At 43.4% G+C, this 12,617-nt stretch carries 10 protein-coding genes; 2 read left to right on the top strand and 8 right to left on the bottom strand.

Annotation, left to right across the window (positions count from 1 at the left end):
• Positions 1-111: 111 nt before the first annotated feature.
• Positions 112-1,569, top strand: coding sequence for a cardiolipin synthase (cls, locus tag CES79_RS10160; RefSeq protein WP_089137108.1), 1,458 nt, complete (start codon positions 112-114; stop codon positions 1,567-1,569).
• A gap of 88 nt (positions 1,570-1,657) precedes the next feature.
• Here the strand turns inward: cls and CES79_RS10155 are convergent, their stop codons facing one another.
• From CES79_RS10155 to parE, 8 genes are all read right to left on the bottom strand, one after another.
• The gene (locus CES79_RS10155; protein WP_089137107.1) at positions 1,658-2,548 is read right to left on the bottom strand and encodes an NmrA family NAD(P)-binding protein; all 891 of its coding nucleotides are present in this window, start codon (positions 2,546-2,548) and stop codon (positions 1,658-1,660) included.
• A gap of 22 nt (positions 2,549-2,570) precedes the next feature.
• Positions 2,571-3,002, bottom strand: a complete 432-nt coding sequence (locus tag CES79_RS10150) for a MarR family winged helix-turn-helix transcriptional regulator (protein WP_054655184.1) — start codon at positions 3,000-3,002, stop codon at positions 2,571-2,573.
• Between the two features lie 1,183 nt (positions 3,003-4,185).
• Positions 4,186-4,560, bottom strand: a complete 375-nt coding sequence (locus tag CES79_RS10145) for a hypothetical protein (protein WP_054655186.1) — start codon at positions 4,558-4,560, stop codon at positions 4,186-4,188.
• A 147-nt stretch (positions 4,561-4,707) separates the two neighbouring features.
• Complete coding sequence (gene msrB, locus CES79_RS10140) at positions 4,708-5,145, bottom strand: peptide-methionine (R)-S-oxide reductase MsrB (protein ID WP_054655188.1); 438 nt, start codon at positions 5,143-5,145, stop codon at positions 4,708-4,710.
• Between the two features lie 172 nt (positions 5,146-5,317).
• Positions 5,318-6,247, bottom strand: coding sequence for a manganese-dependent inorganic pyrophosphatase (locus CES79_RS10135; protein ID WP_054655190.1), 930 nt, complete (start codon positions 6,245-6,247; stop codon positions 5,318-5,320).
• A gap of 57 nt (positions 6,248-6,304) precedes the next feature.
• Positions 6,305-7,264, bottom strand: coding sequence for a LysR family transcriptional regulator (locus CES79_RS10130; RefSeq protein ID WP_089137105.1), 960 nt, complete (start codon positions 7,262-7,264; stop codon positions 6,305-6,307).
• 114 nt (positions 7,265-7,378) lie between these two features.
• Complete coding sequence (gene parC / locus CES79_RS10125) at positions 7,379-9,823, bottom strand: DNA topoisomerase IV subunit A (RefSeq protein ID WP_089137104.1); 2,445 nt, start codon at positions 9,821-9,823, stop codon at positions 7,379-7,381.
• Positions 9,824-9,843: 20 nt separating this feature from the next.
• Positions 9,844-11,832, bottom strand: a complete 1,989-nt coding sequence (gene parE / locus CES79_RS10120) for a DNA topoisomerase IV subunit B (RefSeq protein WP_089137103.1) — start codon at positions 11,830-11,832, stop codon at positions 9,844-9,846.
• Positions 11,833-11,955: 123 nt separating this feature from the next.
• On the opposite strand from parE, the gene plsY reads away from it, so the two are divergent.
• The gene (gene plsY, locus CES79_RS10115; RefSeq protein WP_054655192.1) at positions 11,956-12,606 is read left to right on the top strand and encodes a glycerol-3-phosphate 1-O-acyltransferase PlsY; all 651 of its coding nucleotides are present in this window, start codon (positions 11,956-11,958) and stop codon (positions 12,604-12,606) included.
• The last annotated feature ends 11 nt before the right edge of the window (positions 12,607-12,617 follow it).

The raw sequence follows: 12,617 nt of genomic DNA, 5'->3' as shown, positions 1-12,617 counted from the left end.
ATCAAAAAATTAAACGTAGCGTCCAGTTTTCGTTGTTAAAATGATATTTTCCCTGTTTTATTAACCATTTATGCGTTAATGTAAAAGTATCAAAAAAATGGGGGACAACGTATGAACTGGACGCTATTTTATTCGTTTCTTATCATTATTATTCTTTTAAACACCGTGGCGGCTGTGTTTACGGTATTCCGTGAACGTCGTGATATTGCGGCCACTTGGGCTTGGCTACTTGTTTTAAACCTATTACCGGTCATCGGGTTCTTATTTTACGCCTTCTTTGGCCGTAAACTGACTCACCGGCAATTACACAAAATTCAGCGGCAGCCACCCGTTGAATTAACGGATGCTCTGGCACTGCAGCAATCTTCTCTACCATCGTATTCCGCCGGTGATACTCACGAGGAATCATCCGTTAAGAATATGATCAGGCTGTTTCAAAATATTGACCAGTCCTTTGTGACTTTAAATAATAAAACTGAGCTGTTTATTGATGGTCCTAAATTGTTTAAAAATATGCAGCAGGAAATTTTAAATGCTCAGCACGTGGTGTACGTTGAATTTTACACTTTTTACAATGATTTAATTGGTAAAGAAATCCTGAGTACCTTAGTTGAAAAGGCGCAAGAAGGGGTGACTGTCCGCGTTCTGTATGATTCATGGGGATCCATGGGCACTAAACGCGACTTTTTCGAACCATTGCGTGAGGCTGGCGGGTTTGCTGAACCCTTCCTGGGCATTCACTCCAACTGGCGTGATTTCCGGTTGAACTTTAGAAACCACCGTAAGATCGTGGCAATTGACGGCTGGACCGGCTACATTGGCGGTTTTAACATCGGCGATCAATACGTCGATCGGTCTAAGAAGTTTGGGCATTGGCGCGATACTCATATGAAGGTTACTGGCGACGCAGCACTAGCGCTGCAACAGCATTTCGTGGCCGATTGGAACGCGACAGTCCCTGAAAATGAACTGGACCGCAAGATGACGCATTTCCCTAAGGCCAATGATGTTGCTGTTGGCAATACGATGATGCAAATCGTGGTTAGCGGTCCTGATTCCGATTTGGAACAAATTAAAATGGGCTATCTGCGCATGATCAACAGTGCCCGAAAACGGCTGTATATTCAAACGCCTTACTTGATTCCAGATGATAGTGTCTTAAACGCCTTACGAAGTGTCATTCTGTCAGGCGTTGATGTTCGCATCATGGTACCGCACATGCCCGATCATCCCTTCGTCTATCGTGCGACACAGTACTACGCACGGATTTTGGCGGAAGATGGCGCTAAAATCTATTTCTATCAAGACGGCTTCATCCATGCCAAGGTGGTCATGATCGATGACGCAATTTCGTCAGTGGGTTCCGCTAACTTAGACTTCCGGAGCTTTAAACTGAATTTCGAGGCCAACGCCTTTGTTTACGACTTTAAGGTTGCCAAAGAACTACGTGATATTTTTGACGCTGATATCGAAAAGAGCCAATTAATTTCTGCGGAAGACTTTGAAAATATGTCCCTGTGGTTACGGTTTAAACAGGCTTTTTCCCGTTTGTTAGCACCAATTCTGTAAAATCTATAAATAAATGACACAAAAAATTTCTCAATGTCTGTTAGATAAACTTATCTAGCAAGCATTGAGAAATTTTTTTACTTATTTTTTACTTAGTAGCAGGATGATAAATACCCAGACGTTTTGATTCCCGTTCCAGATATTGATGCATCGTCCGTGGCTTGTGATCCAATAAGGCTTCCAAGGTAAATGAAGAACTGTCCCAGCCCCATTTACGCATGGTACGTACTAAACGAATGAAGGCTTCGTATGAATAACTGTCACCGCCGTGGAAATACTGTGGGAAGTAATCGGCAAGATGATCTTCATCGACATATTCAGCAGTGATCTTTTTACCAGTAACTTCAGTCATCATATCGGCAACTTCGTAACTGTTTAGTTTTTCGTTGCAAAGTTGGTAAACACCCTTATCAAAGTATTCTGGGCGAGCCATAACCTTCAAGATAATATCAGCTTCATCCAAGGCATCAAACCAAGACATCCGCTTATCAAGTGGGGTGTAGTTCGGGAACTTACCCAACTTGTAAAACTGATTCAAGAAGACATCGTGGTTATAGCCCGATGGCTGCAGAACTGTCCATAACATATGGCTTTCAAATCCACGGTATAACAAGTAATGTTCAACCTTTTTCTTCATCATGTGGTGTAATTTAGTATCCAGATTAGGGAAGAGTACTGAAATATCGATGAATTGCTTAACGCCTTCCTTAATGGCAGCATCAATGGCAATTTTGCCCATGACATATTCTTGAAATGAGAACAGGGTAGGGATGTAAACAACTTGGTCAACACCCGTCATTGCCTTTTCCATCTGGTCGGCTTTAGTGGCATCGATGACCATCGTCTCTTTGACACCTTGTGACTTATAGTCGGCTACCTTAGGGTTGATATCCACTGCACGGATATCAACACCATGCTTTGCCAAATAAGGGACAATTTGGCGGCCAACAGATCCACAAGCACTTGTAATGAGTAACATAATAACTTCCTCCTAGACTTAATTAATTTTCGAGATTCTTCAAGATCTTCTTCATGAAGCTGATTCCCGATTTTAATTCAGAATCACTCAGACCAGTTCTGATCTCAGCCTCTAATTGGTCAGCTGAGCCAAGGAGGGTCGTCTGTTTAGCTAATGCTTGCGGCGTCAGTGCAATTTGTTTGCTACGGGCATCGTCCGGATTGGGCACACGTTGAATGAAGCCCTTAGTTTCTAACTGATGTAAAAGGCGAGTCACCGTAGGACTGGAAAGGCCAAATTGCTTTTCTAGATCCACTTGGCGAACAACTCGGTCCTGATTGACAAACAAGCAGGAGAGCAGGTTAAACTGCGGTTGGGTTAAATGGTACTGTGCCAAGAGGTGATTGCTCTTTTTATCAAATTCAATTGCCGCTTCTTTTAAGTAGATACCAATGCGATTCCGTTGGTTCAGCAAGTCATTACCCCCCAAAAGCAAATTATAAATCAGAATAGTTAGCTAGCTAGGATTTATTACCTATATCTTAGCATGCTAGGAATATTTTGCAACCGGTTTCAATACAATGGAGGTAATTTAGCTATAAATCAGTGATAAAGTAGGCTAATTAGTAAACTTAATAAAATATAGGTTTTATTAAGTTTACTCAAAAAAGATGATTAACCCTTCCCCTAGCGTAAAATGCTTTTGAGGGGGGATAAATAGCGGTTAACCATATCAGATAAAAAGCGCTTGAAAGTGCATGATAACAGTATTTAATGACTATAAAAGGTAGTTTCTTAAGATTATATTGCTAGTAAATGGAGTTAATTTAATTAATGAGTTTAATTGCTTGAAAGCCTGTAAAATCAGCTTTTAGAGGTTGCTTTAGTCTAATAAATGACTAATTAATAGTGTATTTTTAACTGGTTTAACTGGTTAATGACCGCTAAATCAACAAAGTTTTAAATGAGCAATAGTATCCAGTAGCATAAATTTATAAATACTAAGTTCAGCAAGCATATGATTACTGACGTGTTGCGTCTGAGATCAATATTTGCCGGTCGTCTAGAAATCAACGAGTTTCATAGCTATAATCGCTCGAATCATATGGGTCACAGAAAATGACTATCGTGAGCAAATTAAAAAAACGGCTTGCTGCTTAAATCTTTCAATTAAGGACAGATCTGATAAGGACAGATCTGATACCGTCACAAAATAGGTTATTATTCGACGTTCATACGACACACGTTCGTTTATTTAATGTGTAGTTCTACGAGTCGTGTGTTCAGACACGTGATTTAAATACTGAGTTCATTTAACGAATCTGTGTGCATTTTTTATTTAACTAATTAGAAAGCAGTAAACAAAATAGGGAAGTTATTAAATCGTTAAATAGTGCTACCTCATTGATTACTTGCTCTACTTTACATAATATGTATTATTCAAAGTAGTGATAAAGAGCAAATGACTACTCCTGAATAGCTTCTAAATGTGCGCTTAAATGATTACAAATTAATATCGTCGTTTTTGTCGTCACTTTCATGCTCGTACCAAGTCATTAACATGTCATCAGTAATAAATCTTTCTTTGCTTATCTTTTCAAACTTAATTTCAACATCTTGAATTAAATCAAAATAGCCAAAATAAAAAAGCACCATGATTAGTGCTCTTTAGATTTTCCAGAATTAACTTTTGCAAACCGATTATTAAACCAAATTGCCATGATGCCTGTAACCGTACCAACCACGCAAATCACTAATAATGACACTGTAACTAATCCCGAATACTTTCTTACAGCGTTGATCATCATTGCGGTTAACATGGCAACAGCTAAAATGTTAACGAATGTGAGAATGATTTTTTCAGTCCCATTATGCTTTGCTAGATACAGCGAAATTGCATAGACGCCAAGGTAACTTAAAACGCTCACTAGGCTCTGATACGATAAATGATGTTGACTCAATGCTGAAATTACCGTAATTAAACATAGACAGATGCCCGTGATCCATGACGTAATAACCGTTTTTTTATACACAAGGCTCAGCTCCCTAAATAACCAATAACGTAGATACCTACTTATATTCTATTATCGGTGATTTTATGGGATTTGCAACCGTCCTACTAATCGTTACGATTCAAATAGCGGTTGTAATCGTTACGATTCAAATAGCGGTTGTAATCGTTACGATTCAAATAGCGGTTGATATTGCTCGTAACCGGCCTGTTTCAGCTGATTGGCTGGTATAAATTTTAAAGCTGCGCTATTGATGCAATACCTTAAACCGCCAGCAGCCTGTGGACCATCAGTGAACACGTGGCCTAAATGTGACGTGGCATCCGTTGAATGGACTTCAGTTCTAAACATACCATGTGACGTATCCAAATGGCGTTTGACTGCTTTCTTTTCGATTGGTTTAGTAAATGATGGCCAGCCACAGCCGGCATCATATTTATCAAGCGAACTAAACAGTGGTTCGCCACTGACCACGTCAACGTAGATTCCCGGTTGATCAAATTGATCATATTCACCGCTAAATGGTGCTTCGCTGGCTGCGTTCTGGGTCACTTCATACGCTGTCTGAGATAATTGTTCACGTAATTTGTTATCGTTCTCTGTCATTATTATTAGCAGCTCCTTTACTTTTCAATTTAAATAAATTGTGTACAATTTATTAGCCCCATTATACCAATTTATTGCCTCATAACAACCCTTTTGAATCATCATTTAGTAACACAAAAAGAGCAATCCAATGACTTGGACTGCTCTTTTAACGTACGATTCAGGATTTCAATTAACCTTCAAAAGCTTCTTGCAATGGTGGCACCACTTGCTTCTTCCGTGAGACAACACCAGGCAAGTTAGCACGATCGTCTTTCAAAGTCGTGTTAAAGGCTTTTTCAACGATGTCCTTTGGTTCACCAAAGACGAATAGTTCAGAGTTGCTGTCCAAAACGTTAGTAGCTAAGACTAAGAATAAGTCGTAGCCTTCCTTAGCAGCTTCGTCACTCATCGCCTTTTTAATGCCATCTTCACGACTGATAACATCGTTCAAGTCCACCGTGTTGATCTGGTCGATACGAATGTTCTTGCCAGCCATGGTAAATGACTTAGCATCGCCTGAGACCAATTCAGCATCAGACTTAGCTGATAAATTAGTCCCCGCTTTAAGCATTTCGATCCCGTAAGATTGATAATCCACATCAGCAATTTGGGCCAGTGCTTTAACGGCTTCACGATCTTTGTCAGTCGTTGTTGGTGACTTGAGTAATAAGGTGTCAGAAATAATGGCTGACAGCATCAAACCGGCTAATTGAGCTGGGATGTCGATCTTGTTTTCAGCAAACATGTTGGTAATGATGGTGCTGACACAGCCAACTGGTTCTGCACGGTAATACAATGGTGCAGCCGTGTTGAAACCATTGATCCGGTGATGGTCAACCACGTGGGTAACCGTTACTTTATCAATGTCGTCTGCAGATTGCTGTGGTTCGTTGTGATCAACTAACATGACAGAATCGACTTCGTTTGAAACCGTCTTGACGACTCGTGGTGCAGCAACGCCAAAATGCTTTAAAACAAAGCTAGTTTCCATATTAGGTTCGCCAAGTGCAACGGCTTCAACATCATAGCCTAATTTTGATTGTAAATATGCGTATGCCATAGCGGCAACAATGGCATCAGTATCGGGACTTTTGTGTCCAAAAACAAGTTCTTTTGACATAAAATTATCGCTCCTCATATCAATTATGATTTATGATTTTACATATTAATCATACTATTAATTCTGCTGAATTTCCTGCAAACGGGCCAAATAATCTTTGGTTTTCAGATATTGATCAAATTGTGCTAAGAAATGACCAATACGGGGAATCTTATCCTTCCCAGTTCTGAAGACAAAGGCTAATTCAAACCGAATATTGGGTTCAAACCGAGCCGTCCAAGTATCGGGCTGTTCGCCTTGACCAACCACGAATGAGTTCGGCAATGCCGTGTAGGCACCGGTCTGTTCGGAGAACTGCAATAGCTGTCCCGGTGTGGTAAATTGCGCCACACTGGTTGGCAGATCGACCATTGCGTTCTTAAAGGATTCACGCATTACGTGGTTCAAGTAGTAATCAACGGGATAAGTGACCCACGGCTTGTTGGGGGTATCAGCAAACTTGATCCGTTTCTTCTTGCTGAGTTTTTCATCATGGTGAATAAAGAGCAGATCATCACTGATAATGCGCTTAGATTCGTATGGTTTCCAATTCTTGATCGATTCATCCGGCAGGTACATGATGGCCAGATCAATCTGGTTGTTTTCCAGCTTGTCCCAGATTTCCTTACGGGTCAGCATGTGCAGCGTAATCTTAACTTCAGGATTTTCGCGGTATGACTGGATCATAAAGTCTTCAAAAACGCTATCTTCAACCGATGCCAGCATCCCAATATTAATATCACCCTGAGTGGCACTAGTCGATTGCTGAATCTCATCCGATGCCTGGTTTAAAACATCGTAGATTCGATGAGTTGCATCTAACATGGTATACCCGGCGTCAGTCAACCGCAGTTTCTTACCCACGGAATAAAATAGCCGAGCGCCAGCTGTCCGTTCCAATTTTTTGATCTGCTGGGTCAACGCCGGCTGCGTAATACCCAAAATCTGTGCGGCCTGCGTGTAATTCATAGTCTCCGACAATTGTAAGAAATAAGTCAGTGTTTTAGACGAAAAGATACTTTCTTGTTTACTTTTCATGTGGGAACCTCCTAGATAGGTTGTCCTAAATGTTTTATTATCAAAACCATAATAACCATCTTTGGCGAAATACGCAATTATTGTAATCTAAAAATAACTAATTACTAATAAAAATTAAGATAAAGTTAAAATAGTTGGCTTATTTCGTAACATTTCCGGAATTCCTTCTACTTCGGTATCGATCACAAATGACCCGTTTGAATAACGATTATTCATGGGATGTTCCGCTGGTAAGATATCGTGCAGCCGTCGTCGATCAGTAATGACTTCTAGTGGTGACGACTCATCCTTAAGTTTAATAAAATCAACGATTTCGTGCGGCTTAGACTTAAGCGCGTGCAGGGCTAGTACCCCTTTTCGTGCCCGACTCGTCACGGATATTTCACTAGCTGGCATCTTCTTAAAGGCGCCCCGCTGGGTAATCAAGGCAACCGTATCGTCATCGTTAACCAACTGCAGATCAACTACCGAATCACCCTCACTCAGGTTCATCGATTTAACGCCAATCGTTCTAGCCCCGTTGATCGATACTTCTGCCAGATCGTAGCGTAAAGCAAAACCGAATCGAGACATTAGTAAAACGGAGGCTTTAGCCGGCTGTGGCAGGTAGGTCACATTGACAACCTTCGCTTGATCAGATTTTAATTTTTCAAAGATCTTAGCACTGGACTTGTACGTCCGCCCTGGTAATAGATTCTTAAAGACCGTGCGCTTGATGTAGCCATCGTCGGTGGCAATCAGGAACTCACCAGGTGCCTTCAGCGTGTTAAACGCATAGGTGGCAATAATTTCTTCATCATCAGCCAGGCCAATGGTTTGAGAAATGTGCTCACCCGTGTCTTTCCAGCGGGCATCGGTGATCTCGTGAACCGGCCGGTAAATTAAATTACCCTTATTGGTAAACATAAACAAGTGGTCTAACGTACTGAGCTTTTCCGTAAAGATCGGATAATCTTCGTCCTTAAGGCCATTATCTTCTGGATCAGAAGCTTTATAAGATCTGACCCCGCTGCGTTTCAAATAACCATCGCGGCTGACCAGTACAACAACATCTTCGTCCGGAACCATGACTTTAGTTGAAATTTTAAGCGGTGTAATTTCCGCTTGAATCTCGGTCCGACGATCATTGCGGTATTGCTTATTGATCTCACGCAGTTCTTTTCGCAGGACTTTGTTTAACGCTTTAGGATCAGCCAGAATTTCTTTGTAGCCGGTAATGTTTTTCGCGAGTTGCGCGGCTTCTTTTTCTAACGCCGTGACGTCGGTATTCGTCAACCGGTAGAGCTGTAAAGCCACAATGGCGTCGGCCTGCGTCTCGGAAAAATCGTAGCTGGCGACTAAATTGTCACGGGCATCTTTGCGGTTTTTACTTGCCCGAATCGTGGCGATTACTTGATCTAAGATTGACAAAGCTTTGATCAGGCCTTCAACGATCTGCTGGCGTTTCAAAGCTTTGTCCAGATCAAACTTAGTTCGCCGAGTGATCACATCTTGTTGGTGTTCCAGATAAGCTGACAAAATCGTCTTTAGGCCCACGTGTTCTGGCCGCTTATGGGTGATGGCCACCATGTTGAAGTTATAGGTTACCTGCAGGTCGGTATTTTTGAATAGGTAATTCAAAATTCCCTGGGCATCCACATCACGTTTAAGTTCGATCGCAATGGATAGTCCATCACGGTCAGATTCATCGCGCACTTCTGAAATACCGTCCACCTTTTTCAGCAACCGTAACTCATCGATGCGCTTCACGAGAACGGCTTTATTGACTTCATAAGGAATCTCACTGACCCGAATCAACTGTTTGTTGCCACGTAACTCTTCAATACTGGTCTTTGACCGGACAACCACCCGGCCACGACCAGTTTCGTAAGCCTTTTTGATGCCGTCAATGCCTTGTAAGATCCCGCCAGTTGGAAAATCAGGGCCCTTCACAAACTGCATGAGATGCTCAAGGTCAGTTTTTGGATGGTCCAGTAAATAAAGCAAGGCATCGATCACTTCACCTAAGTTATGCGGCGGAATATCCGTGGCATAACCGGCGGAAATCCCCGTTGCACCGTTGACCAGCAAATTGGGAAACTTAGCTGGTAAAACGGTTGGTTCGTACTCCGTGTCATCGAAGTTCAAGACCATATCCACGGTCTCTTTATCGATGTCGCGGAGCATTTCACCGGCAATTTTACTTAGGCGGGCTTCCGTATACCGCATGGCAGCAGGCGGATCACCGTCCATGGAACCGTTGTTACCGTGCATTTCAATCAACGGTTCGCGCACTTTCCAGTCCTGACTCATGCGGTTAAGGGCTTCGTAGATGGAACTGTCACCATGGGGGTGAAAGTTACCCATGACGTTCCCTACCGCCTTAGCTGATTTTCGAAACGGCTTATCGTAGGTGTTGCCATCCTTATTCATGGCAAACAAAATGCGCCGTTGAACCGGTTTTAAGCCGTCGCGAATATCGGGAAGTGCCCGTTCTTGAATAATTGATTTTGAATAGCGACCAAACCGGTCACTCATAACTTCTTCTAATGTGAGCTCTTGAATCTTAGTTCCCGCCACTCAAAAGACTCCTTTCATACCTATTTCGTCGTTGATGTCGGCTCGTGATGCGCCTCATTCGCTAAATTATTATCGAGGATACTGCCGTCTTCTTCCATGGTGAAAGCCACGTTTGCTTCGATCCACTTCCGCCGAGGTTCAACTTTATCCCCCATCAGCGTCGTGACTCGTCTTTCAGCCAGTGCTGGGTCATCGATTCGAACACGCACCAGCGTCCGGCCTTCCGGATTCATCGTGGTTGCCCAGAGCTGTTCGGCATCCATTTCACCAAGCCCCTTGAACCGCTGCAACTTGTAACCCTTCAAATTCTTCGTCTTGGTAGCTAACTCTTCATCAGTCCAAGCGTATTCATCGGCTTGCTTTTTACCGCTGCCCTTTTGAATCATGTACAGTGGTGGCAGCGCGATATAAACGCGACCGGCATTGATCATTGGCCGCATGTACTTGTAGAAGAACGTTAACAGCAAAATTTGAATATGGGCTCCATCATCATCGGCATCGGTCATAATAATGATCTTGTCATAGTTAGCGTCTTCAATGTTAAACTCCGACCCCACACCCGCACCGATCGTGTAGATCATGGCGTTGAGTTCTTCGTTTTTCATGACGTCTTCCAACTTCGCCTTTTCAGTGTTCAAAACCTTCCCGCGTAGGGGTAAAATAGCTTGGAATTTACGGTTTCGGCCCTGTTTAGCAGAACCGCCGGCAGAATCACCTTCGACTAAGAAGAGCTCGTTCTTATCAGCATTCTTAGACTGTGCTGGTGTTAATTTACCGGATAATAACCGTTCCTTATGCTTATGTTTCTTACCGGAACGGGTCTCATCACGGGCTTTACGAGCAGCCTCCCGGGCAGTTCGGGCCCGCAGAGACTTGTGAACCAGCATCTGGGCAAATTCACCGTTTTCCATTAGATAATAGCCCAGCTGTTCGCTGACAACACTGTCAACGATGGCCCGTGCTTCTGGTGTGCCCAACTTTTCCTTGGTCTGACCTTCAAACTGCAGGATCTCTTCAGGAACCCGTAATGAAATGACGGCTGAAAGGCCTTCACGCACATCGGAGCCGTCTAAGTTCTTATCCTTTTCCTTCAACAAACCGACCTTGCGGGCATATTCATTGAAGGCCTTAGTCCAGGCGCTGCGCATCCCAGCTTCGTGAGTCCCGCCATCCGGTGTCCGAACGTTGTTAACAAAGGAGAGCAGGTTTTCCGAGTAGCCATCGTTATACTGCGCGGCTACTTCCACTTCAACGCCCTGTTTGCTGCCATCAAAGTACATGACGTCGCCCAAGGTCTCCTTATCTTCGTTCAAATAAGCGACGAACTCTTTGATCCCGTCTTCGAAATGATAAATTTCTTCGCGTTCTTGATCCTTTCGCTTATCAGTCAGCGTGATCTTAACGCCCTTCAGCAAAAAGGCCGATTCACGGAGCCGTTCAGATAGCGTATTAAAGTTAAAGACCGTGGTGGTAAAAATGGTACTATCCGGCTTAAAGTGAATCTTGGTGCCAGTCGGTTTGCGAGTCTTGCCCTTTTTGATCAGCGTTGTCATCGGATGGCCGCCATCTTTAAACTGCTGCTCATACATCTTGCCGTCACGCACAATGTTAACGGTCAGTTCAGAAGACAGCGCGTTAACGACACTGGCACCGACCCCGTGCAGGCCACCAGACGTTTTATAGCCGCCCTGGCCAAACTTACCGCCGGCATGCAGCACCGTTAAGATGACTTCCGGTGTGGGCTTGCCAGACGCGTGCATCCCCACTGGCATGCCGCGCCCCTGATCAGTGACGGTAATACTGTTATCCGCTTCAATGACCACGTTGATCTCTTTACCAAAACCAGCTAAGGCTTCGTCGACCGCGTTATCAACGATTTCATAAACTAAATGGTGTAATCCCCGGGTATCAGTCGAACCAATATACATTCCTGGCCGTTTACGAACAGCCTCAAGTCCTTCTAGAACCTGGATCGATGAATCATCATAAGTTGTTTTTTTACTCGGCACCAAAAAGACCCCTTTCAATTTTTATATTTTGAGATTGACTTTAAAAGCATGCGACCGCTAAAATTATTCTGTTAAGTCCTGGGAAACATGCTAAAATATTAGCCGTGACACGTCATTATAACAATGGAGGAATGGAACTTGAAACTCGCACTTTTATTATTAATTGCCTACCTCTTAGGCGCGATTCCAAACGGTGTCTGGATCGGTAAACGATTCTTTCACACCGATATCAGAAAAGCCGGTTCCGGCAACATTGGCACCACCAATACCTTTCGGGTACTCGGCCCAGTTGCCGGCAGTGCCGTTTTGGTCTTAGATCTCGCCAAAGGCACGGTTGCCACGCTATTACCAGTCTGGTTTCTGCACGTTAGTCCGCATTCACCAATGCTGCTACTGTTTGGCCTGATGGCAATCCTTGGCCACACGGTCTCGATCTTTGATCATTTTAAAGGCGGTAAGGCCGTTGCAACCAGTGCGGGGATGTTACTCGCTTACAATCCGTTGCTCTTTGTGATCGCGGCAACTTGTTTTGTTAGCCTTATCTATTTAACCAGCATGGTTAGCCTGGCGTCAATGATTAGTTTTACGATTATCACAATTTTATGCTTCGTCATTCAAGATTGGTACCTGTCAGTCTTAGCCGTCTGCCTCACGATTTTCGTGTTTTGGCGACACCGGACGAACATCGTACGCATCAAGAACGGAACGGAAAGTATGGTCTCGTTTGGTCTAGGCAACAAACGCCGGCAGCGACAACAACAAAAACAAGACTAAGTGCCGGCAGC

Source organism: Secundilactobacillus silagei JCM 19001, from assembly GCF_002217945.1.
Taxonomy (GTDB): Bacteria; Bacillota; Bacilli; order Lactobacillales; family Lactobacillaceae; genus Secundilactobacillus; species Secundilactobacillus silagei.
This window is presented reverse-complemented; position numbering and strand designations above follow the sequence as displayed.

What these genes read in the sequence shown, in the direction of transcription:
- cls (WP_089137108.1), top strand. Translation starts at nt 112, where the DNA reads ATGAACTGGACGCTATTTTATTCGTTTCTTATCATTATTATTCTTTTA.
- CES79_RS10155 (WP_089137107.1), bottom strand. Translation starts at nt 2,548, where the DNA reads ATGTTACTCATTACAAGTGCTTGTGGATCTGTTGGCCGCCAAATTGTC.
- msrB (WP_054655188.1), bottom strand. Translation starts at nt 5,145, where the DNA reads ATGACAGAGAACGATAACAAATTACGTGAACAATTATCTCAGACAGCG.
- CES79_RS10135 (WP_054655190.1), bottom strand. Translation starts at nt 6,247, where the DNA reads ATGTCAAAAGAACTTGTTTTTGGACACAAAAGTCCCGATACTGATGCC.
- CES79_RS10130 (WP_089137105.1), bottom strand. Translation starts at nt 7,264, where the DNA reads ATGAAAAGTAAACAAGAAAGTATCTTTTCGTCTAAAACACTGACTTAT.
- plsY (WP_054655192.1), top strand. Translation starts at nt 11,956, where the DNA reads ATGGAGGAATGGAACTTGAAACTCGCACTTTTATTATTAATTGCCTAC.